General features: G+C 64.1%; 18 protein-coding genes. 12 read left to right on the top strand and 6 right to left on the bottom strand.

Annotation, left to right across the window (positions count from 1 at the left end; translation table 11 throughout):
* Window positions 1–354 (bottom strand): Na+/H+ antiporter NhaA (locus tag AB0L65_RS55020; protein WP_364264343.1); only part of this gene is annotated, 354 nt, incomplete at its 3' end.
* Between the two features lie 282 nt (window positions 355–636).
* On the opposite strand from AB0L65_RS55020, the gene AB0L65_RS55015 reads away from it, so the two are divergent.
* Together AB0L65_RS55015 and AB0L65_RS55010 are read left to right on the top strand one after the other, a co-directional pair.
* Window positions 637–1,017, top strand: a complete 381-nt coding sequence (locus AB0L65_RS55015) for a hypothetical protein (RefSeq protein WP_364264340.1) — start codon at window positions 637–639, stop codon at window positions 1,015–1,017.
* Window positions 1,018–1,060: 43 nt separating this feature from the next.
* Complete coding sequence (locus AB0L65_RS55010; RefSeq protein ID WP_364264337.1) at window positions 1,061–1,567, top strand: hypothetical protein; 507 nt, start codon at window positions 1,061–1,063, stop codon at window positions 1,565–1,567.
* Window positions 1,568–1,731: 164 nt separating this feature from the next.
* Here AB0L65_RS55010 and AB0L65_RS55005 read toward each other — a convergent pair whose 3' ends face one another.
* Both AB0L65_RS55005 and AB0L65_RS55000 read right to left on the bottom strand, forming a co-directional pair.
* Window positions 1,732–2,910 carry a cytochrome P450 gene (locus AB0L65_RS55005; RefSeq protein ID WP_364264334.1) on the bottom strand — a complete coding sequence of 393 codons (1,179 nt, stop codon included), beginning with the start codon at window positions 2,908–2,910 and terminating at the stop codon, window positions 1,732–1,734.
* On the bottom strand, window positions 2,907–4,193 hold the full coding sequence (locus AB0L65_RS55000) for a glycosyltransferase (protein ID WP_364264331.1): 1,287 nt from the start codon (window positions 4,191–4,193) through the stop codon (window positions 2,907–2,909). The genes AB0L65_RS55005 and AB0L65_RS55000 overlap by 4 nt, the downstream gene beginning before the upstream one ends.
* A 154-nt stretch (window positions 4,194–4,347) precedes the next feature.
* On the opposite strand from AB0L65_RS55000, the gene AB0L65_RS54995 reads away from it, so the two are divergent.
* The 3 genes from AB0L65_RS54995 to AB0L65_RS54985 all read left to right on the top strand — a co-directional run bounded on the left by AB0L65_RS54995 (window position 4,348) and on the right by AB0L65_RS54985 (window position 6,780).
* Window positions 4,348–4,809 (top strand): helix-turn-helix domain-containing protein, encoded by a 462-nt coding sequence (locus AB0L65_RS54995; RefSeq protein WP_364264328.1) that lies wholly within the window; start codon window positions 4,348–4,350, stop codon window positions 4,807–4,809.
* Between the two features lie 179 nt (window positions 4,810–4,988).
* Window positions 4,989–6,008 carry an ABC transporter ATP-binding protein gene (locus AB0L65_RS54990; RefSeq protein WP_364264325.1) on the top strand — a complete coding sequence of 340 codons (1,020 nt, stop codon included), beginning with the start codon at window positions 4,989–4,991 and terminating at the stop codon, window positions 6,006–6,008.
* Entirely contained in the window at window positions 6,001–6,780 is a 780-nt protein-coding gene (locus AB0L65_RS54985; protein WP_364264322.1) for an ABC transporter permease, read from the top strand. The genes AB0L65_RS54990 and AB0L65_RS54985 overlap by 8 nt, the downstream gene beginning before the upstream one ends.
* Before the next feature lie 43 nt (window positions 6,781–6,823).
* On the opposite strand, the gene AB0L65_RS54980 is transcribed toward AB0L65_RS54985, so the two are convergent.
* Window positions 6,824–7,015, bottom strand: a complete 192-nt coding sequence (locus AB0L65_RS54980; protein WP_364264319.1) for a hypothetical protein — start codon at window positions 7,013–7,015, stop codon at window positions 6,824–6,826.
* Between the two features lie 352 nt (window positions 7,016–7,367).
* Here AB0L65_RS54980 and AB0L65_RS54975 point away from each other — a divergent pair, with 352 nt between their 5' ends.
* The 3 genes from AB0L65_RS54975 (at window position 7,368) to AB0L65_RS54965 (ending at window position 11,172) form a co-directional block, all read left to right on the top strand.
* Window positions 7,368–7,841, top strand: a complete 474-nt coding sequence (locus AB0L65_RS54975; protein WP_364264317.1) for a hypothetical protein — start codon at window positions 7,368–7,370, stop codon at window positions 7,839–7,841.
* Between the two features lie 94 nt (window positions 7,842–7,935).
* On the top strand, window positions 7,936–8,346 hold the full coding sequence (locus tag AB0L65_RS54970; RefSeq protein ID WP_364264314.1) for a DUF6188 family protein: 411 nt from the start codon (window positions 7,936–7,938) through the stop codon (window positions 8,344–8,346).
* 705 nt (window positions 8,347–9,051) lie between these two features.
* Window positions 9,052–11,172 carry an AIPR family protein gene (locus tag AB0L65_RS54965; RefSeq protein ID WP_364264311.1) on the top strand — a complete coding sequence of 707 codons (2,121 nt, stop codon included), beginning with the start codon at window positions 9,052–9,054 and terminating at the stop codon, window positions 11,170–11,172.
* A 52-nt stretch (window positions 11,173–11,224) separates the two neighbouring features.
* Here the strand turns inward: AB0L65_RS54965 and AB0L65_RS54960 are convergent, their stop codons facing one another.
* Window positions 11,225–13,993: an N-6 DNA methylase gene (locus AB0L65_RS54960; RefSeq protein ID WP_364264308.1), complete on the bottom strand. Its 2,769-nt coding sequence runs from the start codon at window positions 13,991–13,993 to the stop codon at window positions 11,225–11,227.
* A 409-nt stretch (window positions 13,994–14,402) separates the two neighbouring features.
* On the opposite strand from AB0L65_RS54960, the gene AB0L65_RS54955 reads away from it, so the two are divergent.
* Window positions 14,403–14,966 carry an NUDIX hydrolase gene (locus tag AB0L65_RS54955; protein ID WP_364264305.1) on the top strand — a complete coding sequence of 188 codons (564 nt, stop codon included), beginning with the start codon at window positions 14,403–14,405 and terminating at the stop codon, window positions 14,964–14,966.
* Here the strand turns inward: AB0L65_RS54955 and AB0L65_RS54950 are convergent.
* The gene (locus AB0L65_RS54950) at window positions 14,944–16,161 is read right to left on the bottom strand and encodes an XRE family transcriptional regulator (RefSeq protein ID WP_364264302.1); all 1,218 of its coding nucleotides are present in this window, start codon (window positions 16,159–16,161) and stop codon (window positions 14,944–14,946) included. The two genes, AB0L65_RS54955 and AB0L65_RS54950, sit on opposite strands and share 23 nt — an antisense overlap.
* Window positions 16,162–16,281: 120 nt before the next feature.
* Here AB0L65_RS54950 and AB0L65_RS54945 point away from each other — a divergent pair, with 120 nt between their 5' ends.
* The 3 genes from AB0L65_RS54945 (at window position 16,282) to AB0L65_RS54935 (ending at window position 18,297) form a co-directional block, all read left to right on the top strand.
* Window positions 16,282–16,695, top strand: a complete 414-nt coding sequence (locus AB0L65_RS54945; protein WP_364264299.1) for a hypothetical protein — start codon at window positions 16,282–16,284, stop codon at window positions 16,693–16,695.
* Window positions 16,696–17,032: 337 nt separating this feature from the next.
* Window positions 17,033–17,506 carry a hypothetical protein gene (locus tag AB0L65_RS54940; protein WP_364264296.1) on the top strand — a complete coding sequence of 158 codons (474 nt, stop codon included), beginning with the start codon at window positions 17,033–17,035 and terminating at the stop codon, window positions 17,504–17,506.
* Window positions 17,507–17,580: 74 nt separating this feature from the next.
* Window positions 17,581–18,297, top strand: coding sequence for a GntR family transcriptional regulator (locus AB0L65_RS54935; RefSeq protein WP_364264293.1), 717 nt, complete (start codon window positions 17,581–17,583; stop codon window positions 18,295–18,297).
* Window positions 18,298–18,393 lie beyond the last annotated feature (96 nt).

Below are 18,393 nucleotides of genomic sequence, written 5' to 3'. Positions count from 1 at the left end.
GGCCGCGGCCACCGGCACCACGGCCAGGCGCAGGTCACGCAGATCGCCGGCGACGAACTCCCGTTTCAGCTCCAGACCGGCCACGAAGAAGAAGACGGCCAGCAGCCCGTCCGCGGCCCAGGTGGCCAGGTCGAGGTTCAGGTGCAGCGCGGCAGGGCCGGCCTCGATGGCCCGCAGGTCCTGGTAGGTCTGCGCCCACGGCGAGTTGGCCCAGATCAGCGCGGTGAGCGCGGCGGCCAGCAACAGCGCCCCGCCGATCGTTTCCTTCCGCAGGATGTCGGCGATGCGACGCGCTTCGGGCCAGGTGCTCCGGTTGAACAGGCGGGGAACGCGCGTAGCGCTGGTGCCGGGCATGGAACTCCGCTCTGGAGAAGGGATCGGGCCGCTCACTCGCCGACCAGACTTCCCGGCACACCTGTCAATAACGTATCAGGAAGCGTAAATAGCCACATAACGGATTCGGCTCCACCGGACCCGCTCCCATGACGCAGCACGCGAAGCCCACCACCGGACTCCCCCGCCAAGACGACCACTTTGAGCATTCGATCGATCCCGGAGTGTTATACCGTCGATGTGGGCGCGACCGCGGCGTTTCCGCTGGTCAGCTTGGTATGCCCCGTCGTGTGAGGCGATCTGATGGGAGGCGGTGGAGTGTTTCACCTCGTCGCTCTCCTCGCACTGGGGGTGGCTCTACTGGCCGTTGCGGGTGATCTCCTGGTGTCCGGGGCCGGGAGGCTGGCCGCACGGCTCGGTCTGCGGCCGATCGTGGTGGCCGCGCTGATCACAGGCATCGCCGCCTCCGTCTCAACGCTGATCGTGGTCTCGCTGGCCGGCCTCGGGGGGCATGAGGAGCTGGCGGCGGCGGGCCTGGCCGGCGCGAACATCGTCAACCTCACGGTGGTCCTCGGCGTTGGCGGACTCGTGGCCGAGCTGAGGATCAGCTCTGCGCTGCTGCCGCGTCAGGCGCTGTTGTCGACCGCGGCGGTCACGATCTTCGCGCTGACGTTGCTGGGCTGATGTGGGGGCGAGCGCTCCTCTGGTTGCAGCCCTGATCGGCGCGGTGGCGCTGCTGGTGGTCGTGGCCCGATCGAGTCCGCAAGACGTGATGGCGGCGCAGAGCACGCGTCACCTCACGACGGCCGGACCGGCGCGCCTGGTGGTGGAGCTGGCGCGAACGCTCGCCGACCTGGCCGGTGCGCTGTTACTCGTGAACAACACCTCCGAACTCGCCGCGCGTACGGGCGCGTCGCCGGAACGTGTGGGGCTCACACTGGTGGCCTGCGCAGCGGCACTACCGATGTTGATCCTGGCGATTCGGACTCAGCGGCGCGGCGACAGTGATCTGCTCGTGGGCGCCGTGCTGGTGGGCACCCTGGTCAACAGCCTCGCCGGTGGCGCCCTCGTCGCTCTCACCGCCGCGGGAGCGCCCTCCATCACCCCGACCGTCAACGTCGCCATGGTCGGCATCAGCGGATTCATCTGCGCGCTGCTCCCCATAGGGACGCCGCTGGCCCGCGGCTGGTCAGTGGTCCTGCTGGTGGTCTATGCCCTGGTGCTACTTATCTGAGCAGCGCGTCGTGGCGGCTGCGTCGGCGGCTGCGTCCCGGCGGTCGGGCCGGCCGTCGCGACGGTGACCTGCCGTGCTGCGGCCGGATCCGCCGAGATGCTTCGCTACCTCACTGCCGTCTACCTCCAGGCCGACCTGCGACTCCTGGGGTCGACCGACAATGCTCAGCTCGGCCGGACGCGCACCGGCAGGGCGGACAGCGCCCGTTGCAGGCCGGGCCGCCAGCCGATCTGGTCAGCGGGCACGGCCAATTCCAGCCCCGGCAAGCGGCGCAGGAGCGTGCTGAGGGCGATCTCGGTCTCGGCACGGGCCAGTGCGGCGCCCAGACAGTAATGGATGCCGTGGCCGAAACCGAGATGGGCGTTGTCCGCGCGATGCGGGTCGAGCCGGTGCGGACGGTCGAAGCGGCCCGGGTCGCGGTTGGCCGCCGCGTACACCATCTGCACGGCCTCACCCGCGCCGATGGTGACGCCGCCGAGTTCGACCGGTTCGAGCGCATAGCGCAGGACGGCGATCTCGGCGGGACCGCTGTAGCGCAGGAACTCCTCCACCGCACGGGCGATGTCATCGTCGCCGAGTGTCAGCGACCGCGTGAGGATCAGGTGGACGCTCTGACTGATGAGGCCGACCGTGGTCTCGTGACCGGCGATCAGGATACTGACGGACAACGCGATCAGCTCGTGCTCGCTGAGCCGGTCCCCATCGTCGTCCCGCACGGCGATGAGCGCCGACAGCAGGTCATCACCGCCCTGACCGGCCTTGCGGGCGATGAGCCGGGCCATGTACGCCACAAGCCCGCGTGCCCCGGCCGCGATCCGGGCCGGGTCCGGGGCGGTCAGGTCGCCGGCCCACGCCCGCCAGGTGTCGCGATCTCCCGCAGGCACGCCGAGCAGTTCGCAGATGACCTGGATCGGCAGTGGGTAGGCGAAGCACTCGACGAGGTCGAATTGCTCCGGCAGGCCGTCCAGCAGTTCCTCGGCGATCTGCTGGATACGCGGGCGCAGCCGCTCGATACGGCGGGCGGTGAACGCCCGCGACACCAGCCGCCGCAGCCGGGTGTGGTCCGGCGGGTCGTAGGCGCCGAGCGTGCGCAGCAGGTACGGGGCCACGTCGTCGGGCAGACCGGCGGTTGCGGCCAGGTCGAAGGTGGTCTGTTTGGCCGGGTCGCTGCTGAAGCGCGGGTCGGTCAGCACGATGAGGCTCTCGGCATGGCCGGTGACCAGCCACAGCGGTGTGCCGTCCAGGTAAACGCCGCGGCTGACCGGCCCCTCGGCCGCCAGCTTGGCCAAGAAAGCGTCCCGGTCGGTGGCGCCGGCCAGGTCGCGGAGGTGGTTCATGGTCATACCAGCGACTCCAGAATCGTGACGGCGCGAGTAGTCCCGGCCTCGGCCCGCACGCGCTGCCCGAACTCGGCGGCGGCCGCCGCCATCCGGGCGTCGGTGGCGGCCAGGCGGATGGCGGCGGCGAGAGTGTCCGGGGTGAGACGCCGCTGGGGCTGGGGTGGCACGGCCACGCCGGCCGCGTACGCGCGGGCCGCCCAGAACGGCTGATCGGCGACGAACGGGCAGATGACCTGCGGCCGTCCGGCGGCCAGCGCCGCACCGGTGGTGCCGCTGCCGCCGTGATGCACGATCGCGGCCATCCGCGGCAGCAGCCAGTCATGCGGGGCCTCATTGAGCAGGTGCACGGTGCCGGGCAGGTCGGTGGCCTGGATGCCGCCCCAGCCGGAAGCCAGCACCGCCCGCACCCCCGCCAATCGGATGGCCTGGGTGACGATTCGGCCCAGACGCTCGGGGTCGGTGCCCGCCATGCTGCCGAACCCGATGTACACCGGCGCCGGACCCGCGTCGAGGAAGGAGGCCAGTTCCGCCGCCGGCGTCCAGCCAGGTGGGGCGGGCAGGAACCAGAAGCCGGTGGTGTGCACCCACGCCGGATAGTCCAGGCCGGCTGCCGGACCGTGCGGCAGCAGATGGCGGCTGAAGCCGTGCAGGACGGTCGCCGGACGTCCGTCGGGGCGGCGCAGGATGTCGTGCCGCCCGCGCCGCCGCGGCAGGTCCAGCCGGTGTTTGCGCAGGTCGTCGGCAATGCCGCCGAACGAGCGCAACATCAGTTTGATCGGCAGGTAGGAGGCCCGATTCAGCGCCTTGGGCAGCGGCAGCGGCAACATCGGGTTGCGGAATGCGGCAGTGGGCACCCACACCGGTTGCAGCGCGGCGGGCACCGCGGGCACGCCGAGCCGTTCGGCCAAATGCTGGGCCGGGATGCCGGGCGCGTGCACGACCAGGTCGGCGCCCTGGCCCGCCCCGTCTACTGCTACGTCGGCCATGTCGGCGAAGACCTTGGCCATGAGCGGCTTGCTGCGGCGCATCACCTGCAGGGCGACCTGCTTGCCGCGCAGGCCGCGGTAGTTGCTCTCGATGGCCTGACGGATGTCCGGGTCGTCGATGAGCGTGTTCGGCCCGTCGTGCACCGGCGCGAAGGCGATGCCGTGCGGCTCGACCAGGCCCGCCATCGCCGCCGGAGCCGCCAGCACGGCTTCGTGACCGGCACGCTTCAGGGCCAAGGCGAGGGCGGCGTACGGCTGCACGTCACCACGGGTGCCATGGGTGAGGATGAGAACCTTCATCGGCGCTCCCTGCTCGGAGGACTGCTGCGCTCGCCGACCAGGCTTCCCGGCACACCGTCGACCCTGCGACGGGCCGAATACCAGCAATATAGCCAAACTTCTGAAATTTCTGAAGCCTCAATACATCAGCTATCCTGCCCATGGAGGTGGCCGGGTGAGCGATCAGGAACGATGGCAGGCAGCCGAACGGCTGGCGCTGGTGCTGACCGAAGGCGGCCTGCAACGCATGTCAGCGCGAGCCCTGGCGGTGTTCCTGTTCACCGACGCCGAGACCGTCACCATGGGCGACATCGCCGACCGGCTCGGCGTCAGCGCGGGATCGGTGTCCGGCGCGGTCAAGGCCCTGCTGTCGGTCGGCTTGATCGAACGCCTGCCCGCGCCCGGTAGCCGCCGCGAGCACTACCGGCTGCGCGACGACGCGTGGGCCACCCTGTTCTCCACCCAGAACACCGTCGTCAATGTCATGCTGCAGGCCGCCGAGACCGGCATCGCCACCACCGCCTCCGGCGACCCAGCCCACGCGCGGCTGACGCGGATGCGCGACTTCTACGAATTCCTGCTGGGTGAACTGCCCGGCCTGCTGCGCCGCTGGGAAGAGAAACACGCACCGCGCTGAGCACGCCTCACCACACCGGCGTCACCAGGCCCGCGCCCACGTGACCGGGACAGCAATGCCGGCGATGCCGAAGGCCCGGAGCGCACTATCCGGCACGGCTCGGTAGGGATAATCTGACGCCAGGTGAGCCGGGAAGCCTGGTCGGCATGTCCAGTCCGCATCGAGACAAGGATGTGCCCGTGCGCCCCCGAACCCCACCATCTGATGGCGCCACAGCTGAGCCCGCGCCCACGACCTGCGCGGCCGCGCCCGTCATCGACATCGCCCACCTGAGCAAGCGCTATCGCGACGTGACGGCCGTCGACGACGTCACCCTGCACGTGCGGGCGGGACAGATCTACGCCCTGCTGGGCCTCAACGGCGCCGGCAAGACGACCCTCATCCGCATGCTGCTCGGCATGATCGCCCCCACCGCCGGGTCCGTACGCGTCCTGGGCGCCGACGTCTCCGCGGGCGAGCGCACAGCCTGGGCGCAGGTGGGCTACCTGGTGGAGGCAGCCGCCGCCTACCCGGAGTTGACCGTACGGGAGAACCTGGAGGTGGTGCGCCGGCTGCGCCGCCTGCCCGGCACCGCCGACGACATCATCGAACGCCTGGCGCTGGCCCCCTACGCCGAGCGCCGGGCCCGTACCCTGTCGCTCGGCAACCTGCAGCGCCTGGCCCTGGCCAGGGCCCTCCTCCATGCCCCCGGCCTGCTCATCCTCGACGAACCCGTCAACGGCCTGGACCCCGCCGGCGTCGCCGAGATCCGCGCCCTGCTCGCCGACCTGGCCCACCAGCACGGCACCACCGTGTTCCTGTCCAGCCACCTGCTGGCCGAGGTGGCCCGCCTGGCCACCCGCATCGGCATCCTCCACCACGGCCGCCTCATCGGCGAACACGACGCCGACCAACTGGACCAGCACCGGCACCGCCACCTGCGCCTGACCACGCGCGACGACGCCACCGCTCAGGCGGTGCTGCGCGCGCACGGCTACCACCCCATATCCGCCGCGCCGGACGGGCTGCTGCTCACCGACAAGCGCGCCCTCTCACGCCCGGACCAGGTCGCCGCCGTGCTGGTGCATGGCGGGGTGCCGCCTACGGAGCTGCGGCTGGAGGAAGAAGACCTGGAGACCTACTTCCTGCGCACGATCGGACAGAACACACCCGCCGAACAGCCCGGCCAAGTCGCGGAGGAGGGGACCCAGGATGCGTGAGGCACTGTGGGCCGAACTGCTCAAGGTGCGGCGCAGCCGCCTGCCCTGGATCACCGCGCTGGCCTTCACCCTCGCTGCGCTGGTGTGCGGCATGTGCATGTTCATCCTGGCCGACCCCGCCCGTGCCCGAGCGCTGGGGCTACTCGGTGACAAAGCCCAACTGTCGGGCGCCAGCGCCGACTGGCCGAGCTACCTTGCCCTGCTCGCCCAGGCCGGCGCGGTGGGCGGAGGCGGCGTCTACGGGCTCATCGCCATCTGGCTGTTCGGCCGGGAGTTCAGCGACCACACCGCCACCGACCTGCTCGCCCTGCCTACCTCTCGCACCGCCATCGTGGCCGCCAAGTTCGCCGTCGTCGCCGTCTGGTCGCTGCTGCTGGCCGTCCTGCTGGCCGGGCTCGGCCTGCTCATCGGAGCCCTGCTCGGCCTGCCTTCCTGGTCGGTCCCCACCGCCGTTGTGGGTGTCGGGCGGATCCTGGCCGCAGCCGCGCTGGCCGCCCTAACCACCACGCCCCTGGCCCTGGCCGCCAGCATGGGCCGCGGATACCTGGCCGCCGTCGGCGCCCTGTTCGGCCTCGTGTTCTGCGCCCAGGTGATCGCCGCGCTCGGCTACGGAGCCTACTTCCCGTGGTCGGTGCCCGGCCTGTTCGCCGGCATCGCCGGAGAGAACCAAGACCCGCCGGACCTTATCGGTCTCCTGCTGGTTGCAGCCACCGGCTCGGCCGGGGGTATCACGACCGTCTTCTGGTGGAACCGCGCCGACCACACCCGATAACGCAGCCGCAGCGGCCTATAGCGAAATTCCCGCTACAGGCCGCCTACCAGGCGCTGGAAGACGCCAGCGGTGCACGCTGGCGGGTCGTTCGACGTATCGGGGTGGCGCCGCTCGCGAGGAAGGCGGGCAGGGCGATGCCGCGCTCGGCCAGGTGCGGGATCAGGTCGTTGACCCGATACATACCGTGCTGAGCCAAGACCTCGCGCGTCCACCACCGGTACGGCGTGAGGTTCACTCGGTGCTCCCTGTGAGTGCCGTCTGGGCGGTCATGATCCGCTGGCCTTGATCCTTTGGGAACGTATTGGGAACGATCAACCGTAGTCCGCCAGTGTCCGCCGTAGACAGCCGGACATAAAGCGAGAGGCCCGTCACCGCGTTTCCGCTGGTGACGGGCCTCTTCCCGCTGGTGTGGCAGGTGCAAGGTTCGAACTTGCGTAGGCTGAGCCGACGGTTTTACAGCTCGTGGCTGTTCTTCCGGCGACATGTCTTCTGACCTGGTGGGCAGCACGTTCGCGCCCCTCTCGCCGTCATGATCATTGCACGCATATTGCACGTCACGGCAGACCGCGAAGATCTACGCTAGGTCCGTGCCGCCATGTCTCGACGTCTACGTGTGGGTTCCGGAGCAGAGCCCCGAGGTCTTCGAGCGATTCATCGACAGCTACGTCGATGTGGACGAGCCTGGTGACGAGCGACTCCACGCTTTCACACGGGTTCATGTCCTGGGCATCGCGGACGACGCGGATGACAATGCCCTCGAAGAGTTGCGCTCCGAAGACGGGGATGACGCCTTCACGCTCTACCTCAGGGCTCGCGCCCACTACCAGGCCATGATCACGGTCACTCGTGACGGGGCGACCGTTCTCGGCCTCAGCGTGGACGCCCCCGGCGACCTACCGGAAACGCTCAGGCAGGCCGAACAACTCGTAGAACAGCTTCGACACGAGTTCTCTGCCCCGGCCGGACGTGCGGGGGTCGAACTGCCCCCGGCCGGCGACCGCTGCGAATGGCACGAAGAAGCACTCGTGCTGCTCCGCACGGGTGAGCTCGCCGCGCCTTGACAGACACCCACCGAACACGGCCACACGGCGGGCATGCGGAGCGTCAAGCGATCAAACAGTCGACGTGGTTGACGGCCACAGGAGGGCTTTACACATGGACCGGCCGAGAGATCTGGTCGAGTTGGAGGACCGATGGTTGCTGCCGTACCGCGGCATGCAGGTGATCCAGATCCGTGTGAGCTATCAACTGACGCTGCTATTGGACAGCGGAGCCCAAGTGGACGTGGAATCCGAAGCGGAGTTAAGCACACTGCGTGCGCCCGATCGAGTGAAGGCGCGCCTATTGCCTGAACAGCAGGATGTTGCACCGGCACTGGCTCTCTTCGGTGCGACGGTTCTCTCATCGGTCGCTTTCAAGTCCGGATCGCTGCGGCTGGTGTTCGATACCGGACTGCAACTGAAGGTGAAGCCCGACGCCCGCTATGAGGCGTGGAGTGCACAAGGCCCGGACGATGGCCTGCGCCTGGTTTGCCAACCAGGCGGTGGCATCGCAGTGTGGCAATAAGAAGGCACGGTGGCGATCAGTAGGCATGATCCTCAACGCGCCCGATGACCCGGCAGCCGGAGAGTGGGGCCAGCCTCAGCTCGGAGACCAACCTCAACCAGGTTGTCCGGTGAGCCGTGCTGAGGAACGAAGCGCGGATCGTCGATCGCCCCCAACCACGGACAAAGACCAGCCATGCTGTGGCGATCGTGAGGGCTGCATCTGTGCGGCGCCGCGGCAACCCCGGCGCGAAGGGTTCGGTCCGTGCGGCGGGCAGGCGCGCAGAGCCCGGCCCGGTGTCCCGCCGCCGTCCGGGACCGGCCCCCAGGCCGCACGCCCGGACGGCGGGCGGGCGGAGGGCCGGGGGTACGGCGGCGCGCCGCGCCGCCGCTTGATCCATACGAGAACAATTCGGCAACGCGAGGGCATAAGACGGGCCTACTAGTTTGCATCGGTCAACAGGAGGCCCCACGGCATCTTCGTCCGATGAGAGTTAATTCCGGATGCTTGAGATGCTGACCAACCCCGGGCGCGGCCACATCCCGGTAGCAACATGTATCGCTCCACGCGTATAATCACGACCTCCATCGCGATCACAATCGAAAGCGATCACTCCGATCAAGGCCAACGGGAAGACGGAAGGCGCGAATTGATTCCGCTCGTCACCCTACTGAGGACGACACTAACGCATCAGCTCTCGACAAAGCATCACAAAGGAGTAATAACATGACAAAACCGGCCACCATGCCCACTCCGGTGCGACAAGTACGTGAAGCTTTAACGCGAGAGTTCCAGGGCCTGATCGATCTCAGCGACCTTGCACGCAAGCCGGATGACCAAAAGGAACAACATTTCCTAACGCGAGCGCTTGCCGCTCTCGTGGTTCGCAGCCTTACAGGGTGCGACAATGTTGCTGCAGCTGGCATGGTGATTGACGACTTCGACGATCAGGGTATCGATGCGGTTGCCTTCATCGAAGGCATGCCTCGCCTGTGGCTCATTCAAGCGAAGTGGAGCGACAAGGGAGCCGCCCGATTCTCGAAAGCCGAGGCTTTGAAGCACGTCGACGGCCTGCGACTCATCGATCATCACCGGTTTGATCGCTTCAATCTGAAGTTTCAGCGACTCGTAGAGCCTATCAAGGCGATCCTTGATAATCCTCGCTTGAGGATCAAGTTAGTAGTGGCCCAAATGGCGGATCAGCAGCCGTCTCCAGAGTCTATAAAGCCATTTACCGATATGGCGGTAGAGTTCAACAGATACGATAGCGTGCTGGACCATACAGTTCTCACCACAAAGGACATCTGGCGTATCGTCCGAGACGATTTGGCGGAACCGCAAATCAGTCTAACAGTTCCAATGAGAGATTGGATTCACTACGCCGAGCCGTACGAGGCCTACCAAGGAACCGTTGCCGTTGCCGACATTGCAGAGTGGCACGAGGAACATGGCGTACAACTCTACCACAAGAACATACGCACTCCCCTGGGACTTACAAACGTAAACCTCGGTCTCGTGGAGACCCTAACGGGCAACCCTCAGGACTTCTGGTACTTCAATAACGGCATCACTGTGCTGTGCGACGAGGTAAACCGCACCCAATGGAGCCGGTCAACGATTGGCCCAATCAAGCTGGACCTCACCGGTGCAAGTGTCGTGAACGGCGCTCAAACGGTAGCCGAAATCCACCGCGCTATGAACAAAAATCCCACAGGGACAGAGCTTGCGTACGTTCAAGTCAAAGTAATATCCACAAAAGGGTGCCCCGAAGGCTTTGCCAACGAGATAACAAAAGCAACAAATACGCAAAACAGGGTAGAGTCCCGCGATTTCGTTGCGCTGGATCCCGTACAAGCTCGGATCAGAATCGATTTTGCGCTTTCTCTCGGTAAAACATACGTCGTAAAACGCGGCGAGATGGACCCCTCGCCCGCGGATGGGTGTTCTGTAGTTCACGCAGCCACAGCACTAGCCTGTGCCCATCACAACCCTGAACTCGCAGCGCGTGCCAAGCAGAACCAGGAGCTCCTTTGGGAGGATGACAGCCAGGGGGCATATCCCATGCTCTTTGGAGAACAGCCATCCGCAGATCAAATATGGCGTTCAGTACTTCTATGGCGCGCCGTTCGTTCCACCCTCCATGCTGGCCGATCCACTTGGGAAGGCAGAGCAGGAGCCATCGCAGAACGCGGCGACTACCTCATATCCCACCTGGTATTTCAGTTCGGGGGATCAGAAGGAATCGAAGATCCGGGATCCGACTGGGAAGAACTTCTTCCGCAAGTTCCTGACCTCACTCGCCGGGTTCTCACGTGGTTAATTTATCACGTTGACAAAGAATTTGGTACGAGCTCGCTGATCAGCAGCACGTTCACGAATCCAGAACGGTGCCGTGTACTTGCCACGCGGGTACTTGCAGATCTGAAGTCCGGAACAGAGGTGCCACAACTCGCTCCCGAATATCGTCCGAATACTGCGCCCAGTAAGCCACGCCAGCCGAATGCGGTCCCCACCCTGGTCGATGCCCGCCGGATCGCAGACGGAACTCCCCTAGTACTCATTTCGGGCAGTAAACCCGAACAAGCAGCAATAGGTGAGTGGCTGGAACAAGATCCGAGCCGGAGCCAAGCAACCTGGGTTAACAGCCGAGGCAAACCACTTCTATGGTCTGCCGATGGGCAGAAGTACTCGCCTAGTGGTCTTATCCAGCACCTACGGAAGCTCGCCGGCTGGGATGAATCCCCAGTAGCCGCCGAAGGAACCAAGCGTTGGGCGGTCCCCGGCGAAGGGACACTAGCCGATCTGGCCGCAGAGGTTTTGCGATCCCGCGATTCGGATGACAGTTAAAGGTCGGACCGCCCGCACATATCTTCGCCGAAATGTGCGGGCTCCATCTCTCCTACGACAAGCGCACGCTTTTACTCCAGACACCAGTCTCTTGTAGCTTGGCGCGGATGCCATCAAGGCGTTTAACAACTGCGGCGATTCGGCACTGCCGCTCCGAATCCGGATTGCCATTCTCGTCGACTGGCACCTCGATCGTTAGCTGTCTAACACGCTTGGTGTAAAGCTTTGCTTCGTAGAGATAGCCGCCTTGAGCAATTGTCTTGCCCAAAGCTACAGCGAGATAGCCAAGATCGATGTCGTGCGGCGGTAGCCCAGCAACCTCTACCCCTTGGGCCTCTGCCTCCAAACGCCATTCTTCCTCGGTCTTCTCAGACCATGGTTGGACTATGACGACGTCGTCAGTCATAACGCATCCGGCCTCCCGATTGAAGACCATCCCCACTGCGGATGCTCCAGTCGCCATTACGGTAACTGAAGGATAAGGCTCAGGAGGATACCCTCTTTCCTCCAGCCATTCTTCAGAAATCGACCCTTTTTGCGTCTCCGGTCGCGTGAAGACCGAATAGACTGGAATATCTCCAGGGTGTTCTCGCAGATCGACGTTTCGGATTCTTATACCCGAGCGAACTTGGAAACGCGAAACGTCAGCCAGATTGAACTGCTGAATACGATCGGCAGTGAGCGCCGCCAGTTCGTCCCGAGCCTGCTGCAACTCTATAATGATGTCTTGAAGCGTGGTGGTCGCGATGTCGACGAACTCTGCACGGTCGATCGTTTCTGCGCGTTCTCCTAGAGCGACATGCTCCTCATCAGTCCAGTGCCTAACCACATCCCATCGCTCATCGGGTGAAAATGCCTCAGCAGGAACTAGCTTGGCGAAGGCACATCCTTCGTACTCGGTCGGCCGAGTATTCGCCGTCGAGGGAGGGCTCTGGACATACCGAACGAAGAGCTCAGCCAATGTGGCGAGGCCGTTATCGTCAGGCGTGGGAACGCGTTCATAATCAAGACTCTCGCCAATACTTCGAGCTATTCCGCAGAAGACTGGCGGGCGCGATTGAGTGCGCGTCTTGCGCTTCTCTATCGCTAGAATATAGGTAGGCTGCGCGGTGTTGAAGAAAGCGTTCCGCGGCAGCTGAATGCTCGCTAGAATATTGCATTCTGCGAGAAGCCCACTCTTTATGCGCTGAGCGGTTCGATTCAGCAGGCCGAGGGGAACGATCACAAAGGCTCGGCCGCCGGGTTTTAGCGCGCCTGAGATATAGCGAAGGAACAGCGCTTCTACGCCGAGACCACCTCCGTCATAGTAGTCACTTAGCGTTGTCCCATTTCGCTCACCCTCAAAGTGCTCAATCTCTTTCCTATAGATCGAGGAACCTTGCGTCACGTAGGGAGGATTAGTGAGAATCACATCCACCGCATCTATAGGGGGATGTGCTAGGGAACCGAGCGTTTCGTTCTCGTTGAGCAGCAAGAACGTGTTCGCGAGCGCCTGGTTGAGCGCGCCAGTAGTCGTGTCAGGATTTCTTACCGACTCGGCTAGGTGCAGGAGCATGTTGGCTTTAGCCAATATGTTAGTTGAGACGTCTACGTCAGCTCCGACTAGCTTGACTCGCTGACGGACTTCACCATCTTTGAAGCTGATATTCCCAGGTAGCGCGTCCGGGAAAAGGAGCGGTTCGAGCAGAAACCCTCCCACGCCTGCGGCCGGATCCAACACGATGGATCCATCCGATAGAGCGTTGAGTCTCGCCATCTTCACCATCGACTTAACGATATTGCGCGGAGTGAAGAATTGCCCCAAACGCTGCTGCCTGGCCGAGCGGCGCAGAAATGTCTCGTACAGACGTAGCTTGAATTCTGGGTCAATATTGGTGAGGGCACCAAACTGCTGAAACTCTTGCAGAATCTCACAGAACGTTCGATTGTACGATGAGATGGTGGTGGTGGATGAGGACCGCAAGAACGCGAAGCCATTGATAATCGTTGTCTGAGATGTGATAGTCGCGAGACCGAGGAGTTCGGCTATAGTTTCATCCCGCACCACTAGGCGATCGGCGAAGATTTGCTTGATTCTCGGACGAATCACATTTACGTAGTACTCAATTTGGCTACTACCTTTGTTCTGTTTGAATTCATCCTGCCCCACCAAAAGGGCCTCGAACCTATAGTCGGTCGGCAGGACCGCTAGCGGCAAGTTGTCAGAAAGGAACTTAAGCATGAATATCTCGACGAATGTAAGGAGACAATCCTTCGGCTCAGCCTTCGTCGCATGCCAAATAATTTGCCAGACTGTTTCAGCAAGCGGTTTAGGATCCCGGACGACATCGGATTCACCTCGATACAAGTCCGACAGAACAGCCGGAGTGAAGTCGCGAGTTTCGTCGAGCTCCACGACCTCCCCTGCATTTGCGGATGCCAGTGCGTCTATATAACGAAAGCGTGCCCCGTCCGTGGTTATAGCGAGCCGAACGCCCATGGCCAAAGCTCCGACTATGGCTTGCTCCGCTGCACTGAGAGCATCGTTGCCCGCACGGAGCCGCTTCTTTGTCTTCCATTCGGCAACGGCGACAGGGACGACGCGTCCCGCGATCCGATGGACGTATACTGTATCCGGTTTACCCAAACTAGCATTTTTGGGCGGCTTGTAAACCTTGCATGGATATGCCACCGTGTTTGCGGGCGTGAAATCCATGCCTTGTTTCGCCAAGGTGGCCACCGTAGTGGATCCGAGATCTAGAACTTCGAAGTCGCCGAATCGCTTCCCTCGGATGCCGATCGTGGTTAGATAACCCTGTTTCGCCAACTCCTCTGTGCTCACCAGAGCCTCCTTCGTCTGCCGCAGTGGTATACCGCCCCACGTTAGGACGTCACCGCAGGAGGAAACTCTAGTACCGGGAACCTCCGGTAGCGGACGGACTTGGGATATGCAGGTCTGCCTGACATCCATGACACGCAGAACGCTGCCACTAGCCTTGGAATGTCGCTCTGTGCGACCAACGCCTAGAGGATCCTCGCCGCAAGTGATCAGTGATCTTCACTGAGCTCTTCAAGAGTGTGAAGGTTCGCAGGTAGTGCGCGAGCCACGCCCGTGAGGCAGGTGTGCAGGATCTCTTGATCGGATGAGCTGCGACGGTCTCTCACGTAGAGGGCTACAACTACGCGAGGCTTGATCTGCAGCTCAGCTCGAAGGCATGTACTGCAGGTGGGCAAGACGATAGCTTCGCGTTGTGGCTGATGACGCTGAGCTGACTCGCTGGCTTGTGCATGGAGAACGGCTCGTCTACGACAACCGGTGGGTTCGGCTGGGGCTGGCCGATGTGGAGATCCCGGGTGGGGAGCGGTTCGAGCATCATGTGGTGCATCTGGATCGAGCGGCGATCGCGGTGGTGCTGGATGAGCGGGACCGGGTGCTGCTGATGTGGCGGCATCGGTTCGTGTTCGATCGGTGGGGGTGGGAGCTTCCCGGCGGGCTGATCGAGGCGGGTGAGGATCCGATGGCGACCGCTATCCGGGAGGTTGAGGAGGAGACCGGGTATCGGCCGCAGAACGTTGAGCACCTGGTGAGCTATCAGCCGATGGCCGGCATGGTCGACTCCGAGCACATACTGTTCGTGGCGCGTGGGGCCGAGCTGGTGGGTAAGCCTGAGGGTGAGGTGGAGGCCGATCGGATCGAGTGGGTTCCGATGGCCGAGATTCCATCGATGATTGCCCGCGGGGACATCTGGACGTCCGGGACGTTGATCGGGTTGCTTCAGGCTCAGGTGTGGCTCAACGGCCGAGGGCGCGGTTGACGGCTTTCGACAGTTCGTCGATACGGCGGCGTTGGCGGCGGCTGCCGGTCATGGTGGCGAGTTGTTGGGCGCGGTGGATGTGGGGTTGGGCGGCTTCGGGGTCGCCTGCGGCCAGGAGGGCGTGGCCGAGGTCGCAGCGGACGCCGGATTCGGCTCTGTTGTAGGTGCCGTCCATGCCGGCCAGGGCTGAGCGGAGGTCGTCGGCGGTGTCGGGGTCGCCGAAGCGGACGAGGCAGTTGCCGCGCCAGCGGGCTACGTGGTGGGCGTTGATGGACAGGTAGGGCATGTCCGGATCGCCGTCGCCGTCGGGGAGTAGGGCGGTGGCTTGGTCGAGAGCTGCGCGGCAGGTGGTCTCGTCGCCGAGGATAGCGGCGGCATCTGCTTCAGCGGCTGAGAGCCAGGTGCGGAGGCGGGCTGGTACGTGGGCGCGGTGCTGCTCGTGGACGTGTTGGAGGAGTTCAGTAGCTTCGGCGGGGCGGCCGAGTTCCAGCAGGACGTACGCCTGCTCGCCGGAGACATAGGCCAACAGAGCCGCGTCGTCGGCCTCGTATGCGGCGGCCTTGGCACGCTCATAGTGTGTCCAGGCGTCGTTGAGAGCGAGGGTGTTGATGGCCTGCCATCCCGCGAGTGAGGCGGTTTCGGCGAGTAGGTGGGCGAGCTGGACGCGGATGCCGGGGCGTACGGCGTGGCGGTGGGCGCGTTCGATCTGGGCTATTTGGGCGTGCATCTTGTCGGCGATGGCGGGGCCGCCGAGTTTGCGGTCCAGGAGGCGCAGGTTGTTGGTGTCGGTGCGCAGGATCATGACCGTAGTCGGGTCGATCGCGGTTGCGGCGTCCAGGCGGCTGATCAGCTCGGTGGTCTGTTCCTCGTGTTCGTCGTCGTGGTCGCCCGTGGGGGAAGCGATGTCCAGCGGGGCCAAGCCGAGGAGCATACGGGCGTGATCGGGCAGGCGTAGGCCGGCGGCGATGCGTTCGATGACGGCGAGTTCTTTGACGGCTCCGTCGCCGTGGAGGATCTTGTTGACGCGTGGCTGACCGAGACCGGTGGCAGTGCCGATGCGGACCTGGCTGGCACCGTATTTGGTCGCGAGACCGAAGAGCCCGGCGATGTCGCGTTTGGTGAGCATTTCCCGGGTTTGTTCTTGATCCCAGACAGTAGCGGGTAGCTCAATTGGGTCGAACGCGCCATTCTGCATTGCTGACCTCCGGCTTTCTGTTGCCGGGATGATGCATTGCCGTGTGGCGGAGCCTATATGTCGGCGTGCTATACCAGCGTGGGATAGGTAAGAAAAGTATGGGCAATCATGCTGTCCGGCATGACAACGCCAGTCAGATGCACAGAATGCGACGGACGAGGCTGGAAGATCGTCACTCGGCGCGGCCATGTGACGGCAGCGGGGGTTGGCCTGGCGGCATCTGCCCGTGAAGAGTGCCTGTACTGCCCCACTCCGGCCGAGACGCCGCATGAGCGGTTTGAGTGGGAAGTTCGCGTCCCATCGGCGCAGGGTGAGGCGCTGGGGCCGTGCGGATCCAGCGCGTTCCAGGCCACCGCCATGGACGAGTTGCGTAAGGCGATGCGGGGCATGCCGCGCGACGTCTCGATCCGGGGTGGCATCGCGCTCATGGTCTACGACTTCGGCGCCGGCGATGACGGCTGGTCGAAGCGCGAGATTTTCCGTGCGTGCGTCGATCCGGCGGGATCTGTGCGGTTCGAGCGGGTGGTCAAATGAGCACGCCCGTTATGATCACGGTCGATCCCTGCTGGTCGGCCAACCTTCTCCAAGAGGCACTGCGGCGTGACGGAATCAAGACCGATGTCCATGATGGTTATGGACTGGCGCTGGTTTCGGTCTGGGTGGGTCTGGTCGTCTGGTGCGATGGCGGGCGCTTTTGGTGGCGTACCGGGTGGAATGCTGGTCGTCGGCGCGTCATTTATGCATGGCATCCGGCGAGCGATCCATGTCGGGCGGCCCGCCGTATCGTCATGCGGTACGAGGAATTGCGCACACAACAATGCGCTGCGGCGGGCCTACACCAGGCGCCCTCGGCGGAACCTCAATGAGCGCGATGTGGGAGCGCATCGGGAACCGCGCAACCATCGTGACCATGGAGCACAGCCCCGCCTCCACGCGTGCCCACGGATCTATGTTGATCGGACGGGAAGGGCTGGTGGTGGCGGTGCTACGCGACGGCAACGTCGCCCTCCTGAGGCTCGACGGCGAGTGGTACGACCTGCCGGAAGGTGTGCAGCGTTGGGCTGTGGCGTGGGATGACCTCGCTATTCATGATCCGGCGGGCGAATCTGAAGTTGCTGTCCAGGCGTACATGGCCGGTTTCTCAAAAGAGGGCCGCGTCCTGAAGCAGCACGCTGTTGTGCCTGGGACGAAGGTGGCCATTTGTTCTTCGCCGGTCCGCCCGCTGGCGTTCTGTGGTTGGTCGCTAACCTTCTCCCCCAACGTCCCCCAGGCGTGCGCGAAGTGCCTCGAACTCCTCGATGCCTCTGAACGGGAAGACAGTACAGTCACTATGCCCACACCCTGATGGGGCCTGACAAGCCGATCCTCAACCGGTACTGTGCTTATGCGGACGAGTGCAAGAGTGAACGGGCGGTTGAGATGAGCATGGACTTCGCCCCACCGAAATACGCCCAGGTGATGCGGGCCATTCAAGAGCGCATTGAGTCGGGCGAGTACGCCCCGGGTGACATGCTGCCGTCCGAGACACAGTTGGTGCGGGAGTTGGGCGTTGGCCGCACCACGGTGGTGCGCGCGCTTCAGACCTTGGCCATGCAGGGCTGGATCGAGCGCGAGCATGGGCGCGGATCCTTCGTGAAGGGCCGTCCAGAGAGTACGGCCGAGCGTGCGAGGCCCAGCCAGGCGACCACCGAACAGGGCGAGACTCTCGATGCCGTGGTGGAGGCAGGGCGCGTTCCGGCTCCCCGGCATGTGGCGCGTCTGCTGGGGGTTGCTGAGCAGACTCCGGTGATCATGCGCAAGCGGGTGGCTCGACAAGGCGACGTGGTGTCGGCGGTGGAGACGTTCTGGGTGCCGCTGGAGTACTCGCTGGAGACAGACCTGGACAAGCCCGAGCCGCTGCGGCACGGGATCCGGCAGCATCTCCAGGCGGTCAAGCATCTCCGCTTTGATCACATCACCGAGCGAGTGACCGCACGCAAGCCGACCACGGAGGAAGCCGAGCTGCTCGGCTCGTCCAACCCGGTGCTCGGCGTCCTGTCCACGGTCCACGACCCGGCCGGCGCGGTGCTGATGGTGGTCAGCGTGACGCTGCCGGGGAGCCTGCACGAGCTTGAGGATGTCTTCAAGGTGAGCTAACTCTTACCGCCGCGTTCGGCTTAACCACTTGTGCGGACGAGTTGTGTTCACCTACTCTCAACTTATGCGGACAAGTGGACGAGCGAACGAAGAGCG

Origin of the sequence: Nonomuraea sp. NPDC052116 (genome assembly GCF_040680035.1) — a bacterium.
GTDB classification, from domain to species: Bacteria; Actinomycetota; Actinomycetes; order Streptosporangiales; family Streptosporangiaceae; genus Nonomuraea; species Nonomuraea angiospora_A.
This window is presented reverse-complemented; position numbering and strand designations above follow the sequence as displayed.

What these genes read in the sequence shown, in the direction of transcription:
- AB0L65_RS54965 (WP_364264311.1), top strand. Translation starts at nt 9,052, where the DNA reads ATGACAAAACCGGCCACCATGCCCACTCCGGTGCGACAAGTACGTGAA.
- AB0L65_RS55005 (WP_364264334.1), bottom strand. Translation starts at nt 2,910, where the DNA reads ATGACCATGAACCACCTCCGCGACCTGGCCGGCGCCACCGACCGGGAC.
- AB0L65_RS54985 (WP_364264322.1), top strand. Translation starts at nt 6,001, where the DNA reads ATGCGTGAGGCACTGTGGGCCGAACTGCTCAAGGTGCGGCGCAGCCGC.
- AB0L65_RS55015 (WP_364264340.1), top strand. Translation starts at nt 637, where the DNA reads ATGGGAGGCGGTGGAGTGTTTCACCTCGTCGCTCTCCTCGCACTGGGG.
- AB0L65_RS54945 (WP_364264299.1), top strand. Translation starts at nt 16,282, where the DNA reads ATGACAACGCCAGTCAGATGCACAGAATGCGACGGACGAGGCTGGAAG.
- AB0L65_RS54970 (WP_364264314.1), top strand. Translation starts at nt 7,936, where the DNA reads ATGGACCGGCCGAGAGATCTGGTCGAGTTGGAGGACCGATGGTTGCTG.
- AB0L65_RS55000 (WP_364264331.1), bottom strand. Translation starts at nt 4,193, where the DNA reads ATGAAGGTTCTCATCCTCACCCATGGCACCCGTGGTGACGTGCAGCCG.
- AB0L65_RS54940 (WP_364264296.1), top strand. Translation starts at nt 17,033, where the DNA reads ATGTGGGAGCGCATCGGGAACCGCGCAACCATCGTGACCATGGAGCAC.
- AB0L65_RS54950 (WP_364264302.1), bottom strand. Translation starts at nt 16,161, where the DNA reads ATGCAGAATGGCGCGTTCGACCCAATTGAGCTACCCGCTACTGTCTGG.
- AB0L65_RS54935 (WP_364264293.1), top strand. Translation starts at nt 17,581, where the DNA reads ATGAGCATGGACTTCGCCCCACCGAAATACGCCCAGGTGATGCGGGCC.